Below are 18,955 nucleotides of genomic sequence, written 5' to 3'. Positions count from 1 at the left end.
CGGAGATCCCCCATGGCCACCAAACTGTCACCCGCCGAAGAGACATTGCGCGAAGCAGCGCGCGAATACCACCGCAGCCCCGTGCGCGGCAAGATCTCCGTCACGCCCACCAAGCCCCTGCTCAACCAGCGCGACCTGTCGCTGGCCTACTCGCCGGGCGTGGCCTATCCCTGCCTCGACATCGAGGCCGACCCCAGCCTCGCGGCCGAGTACACCTCGCGCGGCAACCTGGTGGGTGTCGTCACCAACGGCACCGCGGTGCTGGGCCTGGGCAACATCGGCCCGCTGGCCGCCAAGCCAGTGATGGAGGGCAAGGGCTGCCTGTTCAAGAAATTCGCCGGCATCGACGTGTTCGACATCGAGCTGGCCGAGACCGACCCCGACAAGCTGGTCGAGATCATCGCGGCGCTCGAGCCCACGCTGGGCGGCATCAACCTCGAGGACATCAAGGCGCCCGAGTGCTTCTACATCGAGCAGAAGCTGCGCGAGCGCATGAACATCCCGGTGTTCCATGACGACCAGCACGGCACGGCCATCATCTCGGCCGCCGCGCTGATCAACGGCCTGGAGCTGGTCGGCAAGAAGATCGAGGACGTGAAGATCGCCGTGTCGGGCGCGGGCGCCGCGGCGCTGGCCTGCCTGGACGTGATGGTCGGCCTGGGCGCGCGCAAGGCCAACATCCACGTGGTCGACTCCAAGGGCCTGATCTACGTCGGCCGCGCGGGCGGCTTCGACGAATCGAAGGCGCGCTTCGCCCAGACCGACAGCGGCGCACGCACGCTGGCCGACGTCATGAAGGACGCCGACGTGTTCCTCGGCTGCTCGGCACCGGGCGTGGTCACGCAGGACATGGTCAAGGGCATGGGCACGCAGCCCATCATCCTGGCGCTGGCCAACCCCGAGCCCGAGATCCGGCCCGAGCTGGCCAAGGAAGTCCGGCCCGACTGCATCGTCGCCACCGGCCGTTCGGACTACCCGAACCAGGTCAACAACGTGCTGTGCTTCCCCTACATCTTCCGCGGCGCGCTCGACTGCGGCGCGACCAAGATCACGGAAGAGATGAAGCTGGCCTGCGTGCGCGAGATCGCCGAGCTGACCAAGGCCGACATCAGCGAGGAAGTGGCCACCGCCTACGCGGGCCAGGAACTGGTCTTCGGCCCCGACTACCTGATCCCCAAGCCCTTCGATTCGCGCCTGATCCTGCGCATCGCGCCGGCCGTGGCCAAGGCCGCCGCCGCCTCGGGCGTGGCGACCCGCCCGATCGAGGACATGGAGGCCTACCGCCAGCACCTGACGCGCTTCGTCTACCAGACCGGCATGTTCATGCGCCCGGTGTTCGGCGCCGCCAAGCTCGCGACCAAGAAGCGCGTGGCCTATGCCGAGGGCGAGGACGACCGCGTGCTGCGCGCCGCCCAGCTGGCGGTGGACGAAGGCCTGGCCAAGCCGATCCTGATCGGGCGCCCCTCGGTGATCGAGGCCCGCATCAAGAAGGCCGGCCTGCACCTGCGCCTGGGCGTCGATGCCGAGGTGGTCGACCCCGAGAACGATCCGCGCTTCCGCACCTACTGGGAGGCCTACCACCAGCTCATGGGCCGCCAGGGCATCACGCCCGAAGCCTCGAAGAGCATGGTGCGCCGCTCCAACACCAGCATCGCCGCGCTGATGGTGCACCTGGGCGATGCCGATGCCATGCTGTGCGGCCTGGTGGGCCGTTTCGACAGCCACCTCAAGATCCTGCAGCAGCTGCTGGGCACCAAGCGCGGCGCGCCGGGCTTCGCCACGCTCAATGCGCTGACGCTGGAGAAGTACACGCTGTTCATCGCCGACACCAGCGTGCACGAAGACCCGACGGCCGAGCAGCTGGCCCACATCGCGCTGATGGCCGCGGAAGAAGTGCGCCGCTTCGGCCTGCCGCCCAAGGTGGCCTTCCTGTCGCACTCGAACTTCGGCACCTCGGAGCGCGCCTCGGCGCGCAAGATGCGCATCGCGCGCGACCTGTTCGCCAAGATGGCGCCCGATGTCGAATGCGACGGCGAGATGCACGGCGACGCGGCGCTGTCGGAAGACATCCGCCGCACCTCGCTGCCCACCAGCACGCTGACCGGCGAGGCCAACCTGCTGATCTGCCCCAACCTCGACGCCGCGAACATCCTGTTCAACGTGCTCAAGATGACCGGCGGCAACGGCATCACGGTCGGCCCGATCCTGCTGGGCGCCGCGGCCACGGTGCACATCCTCACGCCCTCGGCCACGGTGCGCCGCGTGCTCAACATGACGGCGCTGGCGGTGGCGCAGGCCTCGATCCAGAAGTAAGCCGGCATTCCCGTCCACCGACGCCCCGCCACGGCCTGCCGTGCGGGGCGTTGCCATTGGCGCTCAGGCCGGCAGCGCGTCTTCCGTCGGCGCGAAGGCCTCGCCCAACGACTTCTCCAGCGGCCGGTAGAGCTCGGGCATGAACATCGTGCGCGAGAGCAGCAGCCGCGCGCGCGGCGCCACCAGCACGCGCAGCGTCGCGCCCTCGCGCACATGGGCCGAGACCACCGGCTGGCCGTCGCCGGAGAAGGTCATCACCAGGTCGGGGAAGCGCGCGATGCGCCGGCCCTGCTGTTCGAGCAGCATGTACTCGTTGATGAAGCGCAGCGTGGTGCGCGCCGCGTCGTCGAGTTCGACGATGCCCACGTCCAGGCCTTCCTGCTGCTCGCAGCGGTAGCTGCGCACCGTGCCTTCGGCCACGAGGCGGCCGTCGAGCGCACGCGCCACGGCGTCGACGCCGCCGTCGAGAAAGGTCTGGCCCAGCGCGATCGCATGGCTGATGGCGCCCGGCGCGCCGTGCTGCGTGGCGTAGCCCACCGTGACCGGGTTGCGCGCCACGGCCACCAGGCCGCCCGCCTCCACCGAGGCGCGGCGCACCACGGCCGAGGTCTGCTCGAGCCGGCCGGCCACGACGCCTTCGACATAGCGCCCGGGCTCGCCGCCCGCATAGGCCTGCACCGAGCGGTAACCGGGCTCGGTGTGCAGGCCCAGCGCGCCCATCACGCTCGACGGATGGGCGCGGCCGTTGCAGGCCAGGTCGATCACCGGCAGGCCGGTCATGGCCGCATGGAACCATCCGTTGACCGTGGTCTCGGCGCCGTTCTCGTTGGCATGCAGCCCGACCAGTGGCTGGCCCGCGGGCAGCTCGCGCTGCAGCAGCTCGAGCGTGCGCAGCAGGTGCGCGGGCTGCACATGCGGATCGGGCGCGGCGGGCGCGCCGACCAGCGCCATGGTGGCGGTGAGCGCGGCCGGGTCGAACTCGTCGACGCTCCAGAGCTGCGGCGTGCCGACCTGCAGCGCCAGCCCGGCGGCGCGCTCGCCCGAGGCGATCAGCCCGCCGCCGCCGCCGCCCAGGATGGCGCCGCCCCAGATGGCTGCGCGGACGTCGTCGGGTGTGAGGTTGCGTTTCATGGATGTATGGGTCCTGTGAGTGAAGAAGAAGAAGAGAGAACAGGGCGGGCTACTTGCGCAGGCTCTTCACCGCGCCCGAGAAGAAGCTGTAGAGCGCATCGCCGGCGATCACGCCGCCCGCGAAGACCTCGAGCCTTTCGCGCGCCGAGGCGCCGACCACGCGGTGCACGACCAGCCGGCAGCCGATGCCGGCCGCGACCATCCAGCCGGCCATGGGGCTCGCGATCAGCAGGCCGGTGGCGAACAGCACACCCAGTTGCTGGCGCGCGCCGCCCAGGATCTGCAGGATGGCGCCGGGCACGGCCCACAGCGCGAGGTTGCGCGCGGTGTCGAGCGAGATGCCGGCCTTGATGGCCGCCACGTAGGCCGCGTTGATGGGCGCGGTCTGGTGGTTGGCGAAGAACATGCGGTAGGTGCAGGCCACCACCACGATGGCCACGCCGAAGCCCACCATGCCGGCGATCATCTGTTCGCGCCGGCCCTCGCGCTCGAAGGCGGTGTCGGAGGCCTCGCCGCGCAGGATGTGGCCGGCCTTGAGGTCGTAGCCCATGTCGGCGAAGGCCGGGCCGGTGGCGGCCGAGAAGCCGGCCAGCACCACCAGCGCCTCGGGCGGGAAGCCGATCAGGATGCCGATCAGCAGCGAGATCAGCGCCACCGCGAAGGCCGGGAACCAGCCCGAGTGCATGGCCGCGATGCCCACGATCAGTTCGTGCACGAAGGCCGCGAAGGTGCCGTAGATCACGAAGCACACCAGCATGGTGGGCGACATGCCGGTGTAGACGCCCGTGCCCACGGCCAGCAGCACCATGATCGCGAGGTAGCCTACGCTGCCCAGGCGCAGCGAACGGCCGAGTGCCGTGGCGCCGCGGGCTTCCTGTGCGGCGACCGCGGCCGAGGCGCCCGCCGTGCGCTCGCGCTTGTGCAGCACCACCCGCGCCACCTGCACCAGCGCCACGATGCCCGCGCCGATCATCATCCCGTGCGGCAGGTAGAGCGCGCCGATGTCCAGCCCGAACAGCGGCGCCGAATAGCCGCGCACCAGCAGGCCGATGCCGAAGGCCGTCATCGCGCCCAGCCCGCCGATCAGCGCCACGCCGAAGGCCGACATCGGCAGCTTGAACACCGCGCCCGCCACACCGGTGGCCAGCCCGCCCAGCAGCAGCCAGGCCTGCTTGCCGCCGCCGTCGCCGGCCTTGATCGCCTCGGCCGCGGCGACGCCCAGCGGCCAGGGGTTCTTCGCGGGGAAGGCCGGCGTGTCGAACATGCGGTAGAGCAGCCAGGCGTCGAGCAGCATCGCCAGGCTCACGCCGACGAGCATGGGCAGCACCATGTCGGGCAGGCCGAACAGGAAAGGAATGCCGATCGGCAGGAACAGGCTGTTGGCCGCGCCGAAGGTGGCCGAGGAGATGCTGGTCTGCGCCAGGTTCTGCGCATGCACCGAGCGGAAGCCGCGGAACATGGCCAGCGGCACGCGCGCCAGCGTCATGGCCGCGAGCGCGCCGATCAGCGAGGTGCTGGGCGTGATGCCCAGGCTGGCCAGCATCTGGATGCCGACGATGGCACCGAACACGCTCAGCACCACCGTGAGGATCAGGTTGGCCGGCGCCAGCGCCTTCGGATGCAGTTCGACGGGCGCAGCGCCCGCGTCGTCGGCCTGGAGCGGGCCGGCCGCCCTCGCTTCATGGGTCATGGTTCTTCCTTGTAGTTCCATTTTATGGAACCATATCCAATAAAATTGAACCAATGATAGAAGCCCACCTTGCGCTGTCAAGGCCGGTTCACCCTGATCGGCCGAACGGCGCGGGGGTGGAACCTATGATTCCCCCCTCGCCAACTCCCTCGAACTATGAGCACTCTCGCCAACGCCATGGACGTCCTGAAGCTGATCGCGCGGCTGCGTCGCGACATCACGGTGACCGACGTGGTGAACGAGCTGGGCCTGCCCAAGAGCTCGGCCTCGCGCACGCTGAGCATGATGGCGGGCTACGGTTTTCTCGACCGCGACGCGGCCACGCGCGCCTACCGCCCGGGCGGCGTGATCATGGAAGCCTCCTACCACTTCCGCGCCTCGCACAACGCCGCCTCGCTGGTCGAGGAGGCGCTCGACGCGCTGGTGCGCGAGACCGGCTTCACCGGCTACGTGAACGTGCTCGAGGGCGTCGACACGCTGGTGATCCAGATGCGCATCGGCGCCGGCGCGCTGCAGATCTACACGCCGCCGGGCAGCCGCGCGCCGGCCTACTCCAGCGCCATGGGCCGCGCGCTGCTGGCCCGCGCCAGCGACGCGGAGGTGACGGCGCTGTTCGAGCCCCGGCTCGACCGGGCCCAGGGCGATGCGCCCAAGACGCGCAAGGAGCTGCTGGCGCGGCTGGCGGTGATCCGCGCCAGCGGCTGGGCGCTGTCGCGCGGCGAGGCCGTGCCCAACGTGGCGGGCATCTCTTCCTCGGTGTTCGACTCGGCCACGCGCCAGAGCTATGCCTTCGGCATCGCGCTGCCGGCCGACACGCTGACGGACACGCTGGTCGAACGCTTCGGCGGCATCGTGCGCGATGCGGCGGCCAGCGTGGGCAAGCGGGTCGGCGACCCGTATTGGCTCGGCTTTGGTGCAGCCGAAGCCTGATCTCCGCGCCCGTGCTTTGAAGGGGTGCGCGACGCACCATCCTGTGATCTCTTGAAAGGCCTGCACCAATCGCGTGCGGGCACCGTTTTTGCTTTGGATGCAGGGAACACTCTGCATTCATCTTTCAAGGATCGCCCGCATGAACAAGCGCCAACTGCTCCAGTCCTTCCTTGCCGCCTCGGCGCTCAGTTTCGGTCTCTCGCCGGTCTTCGCCCAGGGCACGACACCGATCAAGTTCCAGCTGGACTGGCGCTTCGAAGGACCGGCCGCGCTGTTCCTGCACCCGGCCGCCAAGGGCTACTTCAAGAACGCCGGGCTCGACGTGACCATCGACGCGGGCAACGGCTCGGGCGGCACGGTCACGCGCGTGGCCTCGGGCGCCTACGAGATGGGCTTCGCCGACCTCGCGGCGCTGATGGAATTCCACGCCAACAACCCCGACAGCCCCAACAAGCCGGTGGCGGTGATGATGGTCTACAACAACACGCCGGCCTCGGTCATGGCGCTCAAGAAGAGCGGCATCACCAAGCCCGCGGACCTGGCCGGCAAGAAGCTGGGCGCGCCGGTGTTCGACGCGGGCCGCCGCGCCTTCCCGATCTTCGCCAAGGCCAACAACGTGGGCGCGGTCAACTGGACCGCGATGGACCCGAGCCTGCGCGAGACCATGCTGGTGCGCGGCGACATCGACGCCATCACCGGCTTCACCTTCACCTCGCTGCTCAACCTCGAGGCGCGCGGCGCCAAGGCGGCCGACGTGGTGATCCTGCCCTACCCCGACTACGGCGTGAAGCTCTACGGCAACGTGATCATCGCCTCGCCCAAGCTGATCAAGGAGAACCCGACGGCGGTGAAGGCCTTCCTCTCGGCCTTCGCCAAGGGCGCCAAGGAAGTCATCGCCAACCCGGCCGTGGCGATCGAATCGGTCAAGGCACGCGACGGCATCATCGACAGCAAGCTCGAGACGCGCCGCCTGCAGCTGGCCATCGACACCGTGATCAATAGCCCCGATGCGCGCGCCGAAGGCTTCGGCGCGGTCAACGCGGGCCGCATGGCGCTGATGGCCTCGCAGGTGTCGGACGCCTTCAACACCAAGACGCGCGTGAGCCCCGATGCGGTGTGGACCGCCGCGCTGCTGCCGCCCGCGGCCGAACTCAACATCCTCAAGAAGTGATGGCCGACGCACCCGGCACCGGCGCACCCTTCGTCGACTTCCAGGACGTCTGGCTCGCCTACAACGAGGAACTGCTGCGCGCCAACCACTTCGCGGTCGAGGCCATCGACCTGAAGGTCAAGCGCGGCGAGTTCATCGCCATCGTCGGCCCTTCGGGCTGCGGCAAGTCGACCTTCATGAAGCTCACGACCGGGCTCAAGATGCCTTCGATGGGCAAGATCCGCATCGACGGACGGCCCGTGACCGGCCCGCTCAAGATCTCGGGCATGGCCTTCCAGGCGCCTTCGCTGCTGCCCTGGCGCACCACGGTCGACAACGTGCTGCTGCCGCTGGAGATCGTCGAGCCCTACCGCTCGAGCTTCAAGGCCAGGCGCAAGGAGTACGTCGAGCGCGCGCGCCGGCTGCTGCAGAAGGTCGGGCTCGGCGGCTACGAGGACAAGTTCCCATGGCAGCTCTCGGGCGGCATGCAGCAGCGCGCGAGCATCTGCCGCGCGCTGATCCACGAACCCAAGATGCTGCTGCTCGACGAGCCCTTCGGCGCGCTCGACGCCTTCACGCGCGAGGAGCTGTGGTGCATCCTGCGCGACCTCTGGACCGAGCAGCAGTTCAACGTGATCCTGGTCACGCACGACCTGCGCGAAAGCGTGTTCCTGGCCGACACGGTCTATGTGATGAGCAAGAGCCCGGGCCGCTTCGTGGTCCGGCGCGAGATCGAGCTGCCGCGTCCGCGCGAGCTCGAGCTCACCTACACCAAGGAGTTCACCGACATCGTGCTCGAGCTGCGCAGCCACATCGGCGCCATCCGCAACACCGGCATCTCAGCCGCCCAGACCGCCGCCGCAGGAGCCGCCGCATGAGCAGGAACAACAGCAAGCAGATCGAACGCTGGTCGCCCTGGATCCTGCTGGTCGCGGTGATCGTGCTGTGGCAGATCGTCTGCTCGGCCTTCGAGGTCTCGGACTTCATCTTCCCCAGCCCGATCCGCATCTGGAACCAGTTCTGGGAGTTCAAGACCATCATCGCGGGCCATGCCTGGCGCACCTTCTGGGTCACGATGGCCGGTTTCGGCCTGGCGATCGTGGTGGGCGTGCTGCTGGGCTTCGTGGTCGGCAGTTCGCGCCTCGCGTACGCGGCGATGTACCCGCTGATGACGGCCTTCAACGCGCTGCCCAAGGCGGCTTTCGTGCCGATCCTGGTGGTGTGGTTCGGCATCGGCGTCGGGCCGGCCATCCTCACGGCCTTCCTGATCAGCTTCTTCCCGATCATGGTGAACATCGCGACCGGCCTGGCCACGCTCGAGCCCGAGCTGGAAGACGTGCTGCGGGTGCTGGGCGCCAAGCGCTGGGACGTGCTGATGAAGATCGGCCTGCCGCGCTCCATGCCCTACTTCTTCGCCTCGCTCAAGGTCGCGATCACGCTGGCCTTCGTCGGCACCACGGTCAGCGAGATGACCGCCGCCAACGAGGGCATCGGCTACCTGCTGATCTCGGCCGGCTCGGCCATGCAGATGGGCCTGGCCTTCGCGGGCCTGATGGTGGTGGGCGCGATGGCGATGGCCATGTACGAGCTGTTCAGCGTGGTCGAGAAGCACACCACGGGCTGGGCGCATCGCGGATCACAAGACCAATAATGGGCGCATGACACCTGAACAGATCACGAAGGCGCTGCGCCGCGCCGACGCCGTGGCCCGACGCGCCATGGCCATGGGCCGCCATCCCTTCGGCGCGGTGCTGGTCGCGCCCGACGGCGAGACGGTGCTGGCCGAGCAGGGCAACATCGACACGGTGCAGCATGCCGAGGCCACGCTGGCGCGCACCGCGGCGCAGAACTGGCCGGCCGACTACCTGTGGCAGTGCACGCTGGTCACGACCTTCGAGCCCTGCGCCATGTGCGCGGGGACGGCCTACTGGGCCAACATCGGGCGCGTGGTCTATGGCGCCGAGGAATCGGCGCTGCTCGCGCTGACCGGCGACCACCCCGAGAACCCGACGCTGTCGCTGCCCTGCCGCGAGGTCTTCGCGCGCGGCCAGAAGCGCATCGAGGTGATCGGGCCGGTGCCCGAGGTGGCCGACGAGATGACGGCCACGCACCGCGGTTTCTGGGCGCGCGACGGCGCCAGCTGAGCGGGCCCGATCCCCAGGTGGTTACAGTGGCGCCGGCCTTTCGCCCTTCGCCTCCATGACCAAAATCCAAGCCCGCCGCCAACTCATCGTCATCCTCCTCCTGTGCGTCGCCCTGGGCGGCGCCGCGCTGCGGCACCTGAGCGCTCCCGGCACCACCGCGCGCGACATCGGCACGCTGCTGATGCTGCTGTGGATTCCGGTGATCGGCAACGTGATCGCCTGGCTGATCGGCCGCGTCAAGCGCAAGCCCGCGGTGGAAGCGCCGGTCGCCACCTTCGCCGAGGCCGCGCCCTTCCGGGCGCAGGTGCAGGTCGAGCTCACGCTGCGCCCGCCCTCGGTGCCGGCCGAGGACATCGCCATCGCCGAGGGCGAGCACCACTGCGCCTTCGTGCTCGGCAACGAGGGCTTCTCGGGCAAATGGCAGGTGCCCGAAGGCGGTTCGTTCCGGCGCGGCACGGCGCAGGTGCTGCCGGTCGAGTTCCTCACGCCGGCGCTCGCGCTGCCCAAGTTCCAGCCCGGCACGGTGTTCCGGATGCTGGTCGGCGACTCCTTCGTCGGCGACGGGCGGGTGCTGCAGGTGCTGGACGCGGGCCACTAGGCCGCCCAGCCGGTCTCGATCTCGGTCTTCACGTCGACCATGAGCCGGTGCACCGGGCACTTGGCGGCCACGCGCAGCAGCTCGGCGCGCTGCGCCTCGTCGAGCGCGCCGGTGACGTGCAGCGAGGCCTTGAGCCGGTAGACGCCCTGGCGTTCCTGGCTGTCGTCGCGCTCGATCTTCACCTCGATGTCCTCCACCGGCATGTTCTTGCGCTGCGCATAGAGCAGCACCGTGAGCGCCTTGCACGAGGCCAGCGCGGCGTCGTAGAGGTCGTGCGGCGAAGGGCCCGCATCGGCACCGCCGCCCGCGGGCGAGGCATCGACCGCGAAGGCGTGGTTGCGCACGTGCACCGTGTGGCGCGTGCCGGTGGTGCCGTCGCGGCGGACTGAAATGCTCATGGGGAGGCTCCTGGGAAGTGAGCGGCCATGGTAGCGCCGCGCCCTGGCGCGCTCAGGCCGCCTGCGCGAGCGCAATGGTGCGCGTGCCGCGGTGCACTTCGCTCTCCCCGTGCTTCGCCAGCAGCTGCATCAGGTGGCGCCGGATCAGGATGCCGGGCTTGTCGGACTCCATCGAGTACTCGACGCCGCGGCGGCGCGTGTCGACCATCGCGTCGGGGTCGGTCGACTCGAGGATGTCCTTGTCCTCGCGCGTGATCTCCTGGTCGAAGTCGATCAGCAGCTGCGCCGGACAGTCGGCCTCGGTGTCGTTGCGGTAGAGCCATTGGCACAGCTGCATGCGGCCGTCGTCGATGGGCGTGAAGCAGTTGATGATGATGTGGCGGATGCCCGAGGGGTACTCGATGTCGAGCCGGCGCGAGAAGGGCAGGAAGTAGGCGTTGCGCATGTGGCGCTGCGTCACCGGCTCGCTCACGCCGCTGATCGCATGGAAACGCGCCGGGTTGGCCGCGGCGATCACGGTCTCGGCATGGAAACCGTTCTCGCGTTCGACGAACTCGTACTTGCTGGGCCTGGGCTTGTCCGGCACGCCGAAGGTGGCGCGGTGCACGAAGCTGAAGTGCGAGTTGTCGAAGGAATTCTCCAGCGCGCGCATCGGGCTGGTCTGCCATTCCTCGTGGAACTGGAAGATGGTGCGGTAGGCCGGGTCGTCGAACTCGGGCACGGCGGGGATGTCGGCGATCGGGTCTTCCAGCGCGACCCAGGCGTAGCCGTAGCGCGCGCTGCAGTGGTAGGCGGTGGTCCGGTACTCGGGCGAGATCTTTCGGTCGGCCTCGTACTGCGGGATGCGGATCACCTGGCCGCTGCGGTCGTAGGTCCAGCCGTGGTAGCCGCACTGGATCGCGCCCGAGGCGCAGGCCTGGCCCCGGGCATCGACGCACCAGCCCTTCGAAAGCTTCGCTGTGCGGTGGCAGCAGCGGTCGCGCAGGGCGGCCGGCTGGCCGTCGGCATCGATGAACAGCACGATGTCCTCGCCCAGCAGCCGGAACGGCTTGGGGCCCTGCGCCAGGTCGGTGAGCGGCATGACCGCATGCCAGAACTTGCGGAAGACGGGTTGTCGGGTGACGAGCATGAGCGGACTCCTTCGGTTGCGTGGGAACAAGCGTGAAAGAGCAATTTCCCGCCGACCGTGCCGGCTGAACGCTTCTACTCTGGGCCGATGCACAAGCAAGTTGCGCACCATGCCTCCGCTTCTGCCCCGCGTCAGAGGGCGACACGGCACATTGGCATGCCTCGTGCTTGAATCGATGCAGGTCCCGACATGCATTTCCCATCCCTCACCCTCCCCTGCGAAACCACCCTCGACGAGCGCGACGGCCGCTACCTGCGCAAGGCGATCCTCTGGTCGCATGCCGCGGGCCGGCGCGGCAACCGGCCCTTCGGCGCGCTCATCGTGTCGGCCGAGGGCGAGGTGCTGGCCGAGGGCTACAACAACAGCTTCGAGACCGGCGACTGCACCGGCCACGCCGAGGTCAGCGCGATCCGCGCGCTCGCGGCCAGGCGCCCCGAGCGCGCGCTGCTGGCCGGCGCCACGCTGTATTCCTCGGCCGAGCCCTGCGTGATGTGCGCCGGCGCGATCTTCTGGGCCAACATCGGCCGCGTGGTGTTCGGCATCGACGCCGAGCGGCTGCGCGCCTTCCGCGGCGAGCGCCAGGACCAGCGCGATGCCGAGCTCTCCTGCCGCGACGTGTTCGCGGCCTCGCCGCACCCGATCGAATGCATCGGGCCGGCGCTGCTCGACGAGGCGAGCGCGGCGCACGAAGGCGCCTGGAAGACATGAGGCTCCAGGGCCTGTTCGCACTGTTTTCGGGGATCGCGTTGGTTGAGCCAACCCTTCGGGAAGGCCTGCCTTCGCGACCCCGGAAATAGTGTGAACAGGCCCTAGACTCCCTCCATGCCATGGCACGCCCGACTCGCGCTCGACTACAGCGCCGAAAACCAACGCAGCGTCGCACGCTTTCGCCACGACGGCCCGCTGCGCATCCTCCAGAGCCTCTACCCCGAGGGTGACGCGGTCTGCCACAACGTGCTGGTGCATCCGCCCGGCGGGCTGGTGGGCGGCGACACGCTGGACATCGCCATCACCGGCGCGCCCGGCAGCCATGGCCTGGTGACCACGCCCGGCGCCACGCGCTTCTACCGCTCCGAGGGCGAGGCGGCCGTCCAGCGCACGCAGATCCGGCTCGAGGCCGATGCCCGGCTCGAATGGCTGCCGCTCGAGGCGCTGTGCTACAGCGGCTGCCGCGCCGAGAACCGGCTGCGCATGGCGCTCGCGCCCGGCGCCGAACTGCTGGGCTGGGACGTGAGCGCGCTGGGCCTGCCCGGCGCCGACCTGCCCTTCGAGCGCGGCAGCCTGCTGCAGCACATCGAGGTGCCGGGCGTATGGCTCGAACGCGGGCGCATCGAGGCCACCGACCAGCGCCTGCTGCAGAGCCCGATCGGCCTGGCCGGCCACCGCTGCATCGCCTCGCTGTTCTTCGTCGCCGGCACGCCGATTCCGCGCGCCCGGCGCGAGGCCCTGCTCGAGATCGCGCGCACGCTGGCCGACGCGCACCCGCTGGCCGCCAGCGCCGGCGCGACCGGCCCGCATGCCGAGGTGGTGGTGCTGCGCGTGCTCGCGCCGGTGGTCGAGCCTGCGATGCAGCTGCTGCGCCAGGTCTGGCAGGCCTGGCGCGCGGCGCTGTGGCAGATGCCGGCCAGCGCGCCGCGCATCTGGGCGATGTAGGGCTCAGGCCACTTCGACGCGGTTGCGGCCCGCGGCCTTGGCGCGGTAGAGCGCCGCATCGGCCCGCGCCAGCATCGCATCCAGCGTGTCGCCCGGGCCCTGGAAGGCGGCCATGCCGATGCTCACCGTGAGCCGGTCGATGCCCACGCCCGCCAGCGGCGAGCCGGCCTCGAAGGGGCGCGCCAGCCCTTCGCGCAGGCGCTCGGCCAGCGCATGGGCCGCGTCGGGCGCCAGGCCCGGCAGCACCGCGAGGAACTCCTCGCCGCCGTAGCGGCCCAGGCGCGCCGCGGCCGGCAGCGGTTCCTGCAGGCGCTGCGCGAGTTCACGCAGCACCTCGTCGCCGGTCTGGTGGCCGAAGGCATCGTTGATGCGCTTGAAGTGGTCGGCGTCCAGCATCAGCAGGGCCATCGGCGCCTCGCCGCGCCGGCTGCGGGCGAAGGCTTTCTCGCCCTGCGCGAACAACGCGCGCCGGTTGAGCACACCGGTCAGCGGATCGTGCGAGGCCAGGAACTCGAACTCGATGCGCACGCGGTCGGTGGCCATCAGCACGCCCGCGATGCTCATCAGCAGCGCGGTGAAGGAATACATCACGATGTAGATCACCTGCAGCCACGAGGGCTGGAGCAGGTCGGAGCCGGCCGCGCCGAACAGCACGGTGACGAAGCGCAGCCCCGCCACCGTGGCCTGCAGCAGCAGCAGGCCGGTCATCACGCGCATGCCGAGGTGCGACAGGCGATGCCGCAGGTAGAGCTGCGCATGGAAGGCGAACAGCACCGAGATGGTGACGGTGAAGACCGCCAGCCGCATCGTGTAGTCGGGCTGGAACTGCGAATACCAGAACAGCACCGCGCCCAGCACCAGCGTCACGATGCTCCAGCCGCGGGTGTCGCGTTCATGGCCGAGGAACAGCTGGCTGCCCGCGTAGTAGGTGATGCAGCCCTGGAACAGCACCATGTTGGCCAGCGGGATGGTGAGCACGTCGGGCAGCACGCCGCGCATGGCGAACAGCACCGTGCTGCCGAAGCACATCAGCGGCGCCAGCGTCCATTCGCGCAGCCCGCGGATGCTCGAGGGGTAGCTGCGGCGCATGGAAAACATCACCAGCGACATCAGCAAGCCCATCACGCCGGCGAGGACGATGACGGAGCGAGGGTCCAGGGCGGAGGACAGGGTCGGCATGGCGGCTGTGGCTTGGCGAGGTTGCCAAGCGTAACCGACGACCCGCCGCCGCATTCGGGGCCTTGGCCGACAGCGCCGGCCCGGCCCTGCTGCCTACAGTGCAAAGCAGCCGCATGACGACGACCGCCACCGCCACCGACATCCCTGCCCGCCTGGACCGCCTGCCCTGGTCGCGCTGGCACTGGCGCGTGGTGATCGCGCTGGGCGTGGCCTGGGTGCTCGACGGGCTCGAGGTCACCTTGGTCGGCTCGCTGGGCGGCGTGCTGGAGCGCGACGACACGCTGGCGCTCACGGCCGCGCAGATCGGCGGCGCCGGCTCGCTCTACATCGGCGGCGCGGTAGTCGGCGCGCTGGTCTTCGGCCGGCTGGCCGACCGCTGGGGCCGCAAGAAGCTGTTCCTGATCACGCTGGCCGTTTACACCGTGGCCAGCTTCGCCACCGCGTTCTCGCCCGGATTCGGCTTCTTCGCGCTGTGCCGCTTCTTCACCGGCGTGGGCATCGGCGGCGAGTACGCGGCCATCAACTCGGCCATCGACGAACTGATCCCGGCGCGCGTGCGCGGCCGGGTCAACCTGGCGATCAACGGCAGCTTCTGGGTCGGGGCTGCACTGGGCGCGGGCCTGAGCCTGGTGCTGCTGGACCCGCGCGTGCTGGGCCCCGTCTGGGGCTGGCGCGCGGGCTTCGGCCTGGGCGCGCTGCTCGCGCTGGCCATCCTGCTGGTGCGGCGCCACGTGCCCGAGAGCCCGCGCTGGCTGATCGCGCACGGCCGCGCCGACGAGGCCGAGGCCGTGGTCGCGCGCATCGAGGCCGAGGTGGCGGCCCGGCACGGGCCGCTGGCGCCGGTGACGCAGCGGCTGGTGTTCACCCGCCAGGCCGCACCCTCGCTGCGCCAGGTGGCGGAAGTGCTGCTGCACCGCTACCGCCAGCGCAGTGTGGTCGCGCTCTCGCTGATGGTGTCGCAGGCCTTCTTCTACAACGCGATCTTCTTCACCTACGCGCTGGTGCTCACGCGCTTCCATGGCGTGCCCGACGGTCGCGTGGCGCTCTACATCTTCCCCTTCGCGCTCGGCAACGTGCTGGGGCCGCTGCTGCTGGGCCCGCTGTTCGACCGCGTGGGGCGCCGCAGGATGATCGCCTTCACCTATGTGCTGTCGGGCGTCGGCCTGGCGCTGACCGGCGCGGCCTTCATGGCCGGTTGGTTGAATGCGCTGACGCAGGCGCTGTGCTGGTCGGCCGTGTTCTTCCTGGCCTCGGCCGCGGCCAGCTCGGCCTACCTCACGGTGAGCGAGGTGTTCCCGCTGGAGATGCGCGCGCTCGCGATCTCGCTGTTCTATGCGGTGGGCACCGGGGCCGGCGGCTTCGCGGCGCCGTTCCTGTTCGGCCTGCTGATCGACACCGGCAGCCGCGGCGCGGTGGCGGTCGGCTATGCGATCGGCGCGGCGCTGGTGGTCGGCGCGGGCCTGATCGCGCTGCGCTGGGGCGTGGACGCCGAGCGCCGATCGCTCGAGGACATCGCGCCGCCCATGGGCTCGACGCTCAACGACGCGCGCGACGCCGCCGCAGCCACACGCTGAGCAGCGCGAGCACCGCCAGCCCCGCCACGACCATCGCCGGCAGGATCAGGGGCTGCGCCCGCGCCAGCAGCGGCTTCGCGCCGCCCGCGCGCGCCACGGCCACGTCGCCCTCGCTCACCGTGGCCGCGCTGTTGCCGTAGCGCACGAGCACATGGTTGGCGATGGCGGCGATCTGCCCATCGGTCAGCGGATCGACGTACGACAGCGCATCGAAGCGCGGCATCAGCACATGCGTGTCGCCCACCTTGCGGTCCACGCCGTAGAGGATCGCCGCCACCAGGTTGGCCGGATTCGCGAGCCCGGTCGCGGTGTTGTGGAACAGCGAGGGATAGGCCTGGTTGCGGCTGCCCGCGCCGCTGGCCTGGTGGCAGCTGGCGCAGTAGCCGTTGTAGAGCTGCTCGCCGGTGGTGAGCCGTTGCGGGTTGTTGAAGGGCGCGGTGCCGCGTTTCGTCGCTTCGCTGCTCCAGGCCGCGCCCCAGGCATGCGCGGGCTTCGCGCCCTCGGCATCGCCCTTGTCGCGGATCGGCACGGTGCCCTTGAGGTACACGGCGATGGCCTTCAGGTCGGCCTCGGGCAGGTGCTGCAGGCTGTTCTCCACCGCCTCGGCCATGCCGCCCGCGGCCTGGGCCTTGCCTTCGACGCGGCCGGTGCGCAGGTACTGCACCAGCTCGGCCTCGCTCCAGCCGCCGATGCCGCTCACCGGGTCCGAGGTGATGTTGGGCGCGAGCCAGGGCCCGACCATGCCGCCGGCCAATGCCTGGCCGCCCTGCTCGGCCATCAGCGCATTGCGTGGCGTGTGGCAGGCGCTGCAGTGGCCCAGCGCGCCGGCCAGGTAGGCGCCGCGGTTCCATTCGGCGCTCTTGGAGGCATCGGGCTCGAAGCGGCGGTCGTCGAGGAACAGCAGGTTCCAAACGGCCATCGAGAAGCGCAGGTTGAAGGGAAAGGGCAGCGCGGTCTGCGCGGCCTCGGTGTCGACCGGCGCCACGCCGTGCATGAAGTAGGCGTAGAGCGCCGAGGTGTCGGCGTCGCTGAGCTGCGTGTACGAGGTATAGGGCATGGCCGGGTAGAGCCGCGCGCCATCGCGGCGCACGCCCTGGCGCAGCGCGCGCGCGAACTCGGCCTCGCTGTAGTCGCCGATGCCGGCCGTCTTCGAGGGCGTGATGTTGGTCGCGTAGATCGTGCCCAGCGGCGACTCGATCGAATAGCCGCCCGCGAAAGGCTTGCCCTTGCCGCCGGGCGCGGTGTGGCAAGCCATGCAGTCGGCCGCGATCGCGAGCTGGCGGCCCTTGTCGATCAGCTCGGCGGGCGGGGCCTGCTGCGCCATCGCGGCGGGGGCCAGCAGCATCGCGAGGCCCAGCGAGGACGCGGTGCGGCGGATCAGTGAATGCAGCGTCATGGCTCAGCCCTTCGCCAGTGCGCGGCCGATCGCATCGGCGGCCTTCAGGCCCAGCGCCGCCATGGTCAGCGTGCTGTTGACCACGCTGGCCGAGGGGATCGGGCCGCCGCCGGGCAACCAGAGGTTGTCGTGGTCGTGCGTGCGGCAGTCGCCGTCGACCACGGAGTCCCGCTTGTCGGCGCCCATGATGGTGCCGCCCATGATGTGGTTGTTGGCGTTGAGCGAGCTCGTGATGTTGAACTCGGTCGCGCCGAAGAGCTGGCCGATGTGCTCCAGCTGCTTGTGCGCGGCGGCCGCGCCCTTGCGCACGTAGTCGCCCACGTCGTAGTGGATCTCGGGGCAGGCCAGGCCCAGCGGGTCCTTGCGGGTCGTGCTCAGCGTGAGCCGGTTGTTCGGATCGGGCAGCGGCTCCAGGCTGATCGAGAGGTCGACGCCGAAGGCCGCGCGGCGGCGGATCTCCTCGTCGAGCGCCTGGCCCACCAGCCCGAGCTTGAGCGCCTGCTGCGTGGCCGGGCCGACGCGCGTGATGTTGTTGAGGATCATCTTGTTGGATGAATACTCGCTGCGGAAGGCCCCGTCGCGCGGGCCCACCAGGCAGCTGCTCTGGGCCGGGCCGCGGCCGATCCACAGCGGCTCGTTGGCCAGGAAGGTGCAGTGGAAGCCCGAGTGGTCCATCATGTTGCGGCCCACCTGGTCGGAGCTGTTCGCGATGCCCCTGGGGTTGCGCTCGTTCGCCGCGAGCAGCAGCAGGCGCGGCGTCTCCAGGCTGTTGCAGGCGATCACGAACTGGCGCCCGGTGGCCTTGTGCGACTTCCTGTCCTTGTCGTACCAGTGGACCGCGGTGATGCGGTTGTTGGCATCGGTGTCGATCCTGTAGGCCACGGCTTCGGGCAGCAGCGTGGTGCCCTTGGCCTCGGCCGTCTGCACATGGTGGATGCCGTTGTACATCGCGCCGATGGGGCAGATCGGCTGGCAGTTGTTGTTGCCGCAGCAGGTCGGCCGGCCGTTCCAGGGCCGCGTGCTGCGGCCCTGCGGGATCGGCACCGAGCGGTAGCCGTGCGCGTTCACCACCTCGGCGAAACGCTTGTCGCCGTAGCTCCAGGGCACCATGTCCATCGGATAGGGCTTGCTGCGCTCCGAGGGCGACTGCTGCGCGGGATCGTTGGGGCCGGCCACGCCCATCTCTTCCTCGGCGCGGCAGTAGTAGGGCTCCAGCTCGTCGTAGCCGATGGGCCAGTCGCGGCCCACGCCGTAGGTCGACTTCATGCGCAGGTCGACCGGCAGGTGGCGCCAGCTCGAGGCGGCCCAGTGCCAGGTGGTGCCGCCCACCACGCGCAGGTAGCCCTGCTGGAAGCCCTTGCCGTCGGGGCCCGACAGGCCCACGTAGTCGTTGGGCGGGAAGTACAGCGGCGCGGGCGCGAGCGGCGACTGCGGGAACAGGCCCTGGAAGTCCGAGCCCACGCGGTTGGCGAAGGGCATGTTGCGCCAGTTCTCGACCGCCTGGGCGCGCTGGATGCGCGGGCCGGCCTCGAGCATCAGCACCGCGTGGCCCTGGCCCGCGAGCTGGTCGGCGATCATCGCGCCGACCACGCCGGAACCGACCACGACCACGTCGGCGCTGGCATCGCCATCGGCCGTGAAGACTGCTTTTTTCATCGTGTTTTTTCTTT

Annotated in this window: 17 protein-coding genes; 10 read left to right on the top strand and 7 right to left on the bottom strand. The window is 70.0% G+C overall.

Translation table 11 applies throughout. The features are described from left to right. Window positions 1-12: 12 nt before the first annotated feature. Window positions 13-2,313, top strand: coding sequence for an NADP-dependent malic enzyme (locus QTI20_RS15000; RefSeq protein ID WP_286552019.1), 2,301 nt, complete (start codon window positions 13-15; stop codon window positions 2,311-2,313). Between the two features lie 63 nt (window positions 2,314-2,376). On the opposite strand, the gene QTI20_RS14995 is transcribed toward QTI20_RS15000, so the two are convergent. Together QTI20_RS14995 and QTI20_RS14990 are read right to left on the bottom strand one after the other, a co-directional pair. Then, entirely contained in the window at window positions 2,377-3,444 is a 1,068-nt protein-coding gene (locus QTI20_RS14995) for an S-methyl thiohydantoin desulfurase domain-containing protein (RefSeq protein ID WP_286552018.1), read from the bottom strand. A 49-nt stretch (window positions 3,445-3,493) separates the two neighbouring features. Beyond that, window positions 3,494-5,134: an OPT/YSL family transporter gene (locus QTI20_RS14990; RefSeq protein WP_286552016.1), complete on the bottom strand. Its 1,641-nt coding sequence runs from the start codon at window positions 5,132-5,134 to the stop codon at window positions 3,494-3,496. A gap of 156 nt (window positions 5,135-5,290) precedes the next feature. Here QTI20_RS14990 and QTI20_RS14985 point away from each other — a divergent pair, with 156 nt between their 5' ends. From QTI20_RS14985 to QTI20_RS14960, 6 genes are all read left to right on the top strand, one after another. Then, entirely contained in the window at window positions 5,291-6,064 is a 774-nt protein-coding gene (locus QTI20_RS14985; protein WP_286552014.1) for an IclR family transcriptional regulator, read from the top strand. Window positions 6,065-6,203: 139 nt separating this feature from the next. Then, window positions 6,204-7,235, top strand: coding sequence for an ABC transporter substrate-binding protein (locus QTI20_RS14980; RefSeq protein ID WP_286552013.1), 1,032 nt, complete (start codon window positions 6,204-6,206; stop codon window positions 7,233-7,235). Then, on the top strand, window positions 7,235-8,092 hold the full coding sequence (locus tag QTI20_RS14975; protein WP_286552011.1) for an ABC transporter ATP-binding protein: 858 nt from the start codon (window positions 7,235-7,237) through the stop codon (window positions 8,090-8,092). Before QTI20_RS14980 ends, QTI20_RS14975 begins: the two co-directional genes overlap by 1 nt. Further along, on the top strand, window positions 8,089-8,865 hold the full coding sequence (locus tag QTI20_RS14970; RefSeq protein ID WP_183024101.1) for an ABC transporter permease: 777 nt from the start codon (window positions 8,089-8,091) through the stop codon (window positions 8,863-8,865). Before QTI20_RS14975 ends, QTI20_RS14970 begins: the two co-directional genes overlap by 4 nt. A 7-nt stretch (window positions 8,866-8,872) precedes the next feature. Beyond that, the gene (locus tag QTI20_RS14965; protein WP_286552009.1) at window positions 8,873-9,358 is read left to right on the top strand and encodes a nucleoside deaminase; all 486 of its coding nucleotides are present in this window, start codon (window positions 8,873-8,875) and stop codon (window positions 9,356-9,358) included. Between the two features lie 55 nt (window positions 9,359-9,413). Further along, window positions 9,414-9,956 carry a hypothetical protein gene (locus tag QTI20_RS14960; RefSeq protein WP_286552007.1) on the top strand — a complete coding sequence of 181 codons (543 nt, stop codon included), beginning with the start codon at window positions 9,414-9,416 and terminating at the stop codon, window positions 9,954-9,956. Here the strand turns inward: QTI20_RS14960 and QTI20_RS14955 are convergent. Together QTI20_RS14955 and QTI20_RS14950 are read right to left on the bottom strand one after the other, a co-directional pair. Continuing rightward, window positions 9,953-10,354, bottom strand: coding sequence for an OsmC family protein (locus tag QTI20_RS14955; RefSeq protein WP_183024104.1), 402 nt, complete (start codon window positions 10,352-10,354; stop codon window positions 9,953-9,955). The two genes, QTI20_RS14960 and QTI20_RS14955, sit on opposite strands and share 4 nt — an antisense overlap. A 52-nt stretch (window positions 10,355-10,406) precedes the next feature. Continuing rightward, on the bottom strand, window positions 10,407-11,483 hold the full coding sequence (locus QTI20_RS14950; RefSeq protein WP_286552004.1) for an aromatic ring-hydroxylating dioxygenase subunit alpha: 1,077 nt from the start codon (window positions 11,481-11,483) through the stop codon (window positions 10,407-10,409). Between the two features lie 189 nt (window positions 11,484-11,672). Here QTI20_RS14950 and QTI20_RS14945 point away from each other — a divergent pair, with 189 nt between their 5' ends. Together QTI20_RS14945 and QTI20_RS14940 are read left to right on the top strand one after the other, a co-directional pair. After that, a complete protein-coding gene (locus QTI20_RS14945) occupies window positions 11,673-12,191 on the top strand; it encodes a nucleoside deaminase (protein WP_286552002.1) in 519 nt (172 codons plus the stop codon). A gap of 114 nt (window positions 12,192-12,305) precedes the next feature. Next, window positions 12,306-13,136 (top strand): urease accessory protein UreD, encoded by an 831-nt coding sequence (locus QTI20_RS14940; protein WP_286551999.1) that lies wholly within the window; start codon window positions 12,306-12,308, stop codon window positions 13,134-13,136. Window positions 13,137-13,139: 3 nt separating this feature from the next. Here QTI20_RS14940 and QTI20_RS14935 read toward each other — a convergent pair whose 3' ends face one another. Next, the gene (locus QTI20_RS14935; RefSeq protein ID WP_286551998.1) at window positions 13,140-14,315 is read right to left on the bottom strand and encodes a GGDEF domain-containing protein; all 1,176 of its coding nucleotides are present in this window, start codon (window positions 14,313-14,315) and stop codon (window positions 13,140-13,142) included. A 113-nt stretch (window positions 14,316-14,428) separates the two neighbouring features. On the opposite strand from QTI20_RS14935, the gene QTI20_RS14930 reads away from it, so the two are divergent. Further along, the gene (locus QTI20_RS14930; RefSeq protein ID WP_286551996.1) at window positions 14,429-15,889 is read left to right on the top strand and encodes an MFS transporter; all 1,461 of its coding nucleotides are present in this window, start codon (window positions 14,429-14,431) and stop codon (window positions 15,887-15,889) included. Here the strand turns inward: QTI20_RS14930 and QTI20_RS14925 are convergent. Together QTI20_RS14925 and QTI20_RS14920 are read right to left on the bottom strand one after the other, a co-directional pair. Next, entirely contained in the window at window positions 15,852-17,285 is a 1,434-nt protein-coding gene (locus QTI20_RS14925) for a cytochrome c (RefSeq protein WP_286551995.1), read from the bottom strand. The two genes, QTI20_RS14930 and QTI20_RS14925, sit on opposite strands and share 38 nt — an antisense overlap. A 3-nt stretch (window positions 17,286-17,288) precedes the next feature. After that, window positions 17,289-18,941, bottom strand: a complete 1,653-nt coding sequence (locus QTI20_RS14920) for a GMC family oxidoreductase (protein ID WP_286551994.1) — start codon at window positions 18,939-18,941, stop codon at window positions 17,289-17,291. Between the last annotated feature and the right edge of the window lie 14 nt (window positions 18,942-18,955).

This window comes from Variovorax sp. J2P1-31, from assembly GCF_030317215.1.
In the GTDB taxonomy this organism is placed as follows: Bacteria; Pseudomonadota; Gammaproteobacteria; order Burkholderiales; family Burkholderiaceae_C; genus Variovorax.
Note: the sequence above shows the minus strand (reverse complement) of the source record. Positions and strands in the feature narration are given on the sequence as shown.

Bases quoted from the DNA above. Each gene is read 5' to 3' on its own strand.
- QTI20_RS15000 (WP_286552019.1), top strand. From the start codon at position 13: ATGGCCACCAAACTGTCACCCGCCGAAGAGACATTGCGCGAAGCAGCG.
- QTI20_RS14995 (WP_286552018.1), bottom strand. From the start codon at position 3,444: ATGAAACGCAACCTCACACCCGACGACGTCCGCGCAGCCATCTGGGGC.
- QTI20_RS14990 (WP_286552016.1), bottom strand. From the start codon at position 5,134: ATGACCCATGAAGCGAGGGCGGCCGGCCCGCTCCAGGCCGACGACGCG.
- QTI20_RS14985 (WP_286552014.1), top strand. From the start codon at position 5,291: ATGAGCACTCTCGCCAACGCCATGGACGTCCTGAAGCTGATCGCGCGG.
- QTI20_RS14980 (WP_286552013.1), top strand. From the start codon at position 6,204: ATGAACAAGCGCCAACTGCTCCAGTCCTTCCTTGCCGCCTCGGCGCTC.
- QTI20_RS14975 (WP_286552011.1), top strand. From the start codon at position 7,235: ATGGCCGACGCACCCGGCACCGGCGCACCCTTCGTCGACTTCCAGGAC.
- QTI20_RS14970 (WP_183024101.1), top strand. From the start codon at position 8,089: ATGAGCAGGAACAACAGCAAGCAGATCGAACGCTGGTCGCCCTGGATC.
- QTI20_RS14965 (WP_286552009.1), top strand. From the start codon at position 8,873: ATGACACCTGAACAGATCACGAAGGCGCTGCGCCGCGCCGACGCCGTG.
- QTI20_RS14960 (WP_286552007.1), top strand. From the start codon at position 9,414: ATGACCAAAATCCAAGCCCGCCGCCAACTCATCGTCATCCTCCTCCTG.
- QTI20_RS14955 (WP_183024104.1), bottom strand. From the start codon at position 10,354: ATGAGCATTTCAGTCCGCCGCGACGGCACCACCGGCACGCGCCACACG.
- QTI20_RS14950 (WP_286552004.1), bottom strand. From the start codon at position 11,483: ATGCTCGTCACCCGACAACCCGTCTTCCGCAAGTTCTGGCATGCGGTC.
- QTI20_RS14945 (WP_286552002.1), top strand. From the start codon at position 11,673: ATGCATTTCCCATCCCTCACCCTCCCCTGCGAAACCACCCTCGACGAG.
- QTI20_RS14940 (WP_286551999.1), top strand. From the start codon at position 12,306: ATGCCATGGCACGCCCGACTCGCGCTCGACTACAGCGCCGAAAACCAA.
- QTI20_RS14935 (WP_286551998.1), bottom strand. From the start codon at position 14,315: ATGCCGACCCTGTCCTCCGCCCTGGACCCTCGCTCCGTCATCGTCCTC.
- QTI20_RS14930 (WP_286551996.1), top strand. From the start codon at position 14,429: ATGACGACGACCGCCACCGCCACCGACATCCCTGCCCGCCTGGACCGC.
- QTI20_RS14925 (WP_286551995.1), bottom strand. From the start codon at position 17,285: ATGACGCTGCATTCACTGATCCGCCGCACCGCGTCCTCGCTGGGCCTC.
- QTI20_RS14920 (WP_286551994.1), bottom strand. From the start codon at position 18,941: ATGAAAAAAGCAGTCTTCACGGCCGATGGCGATGCCAGCGCCGACGTG.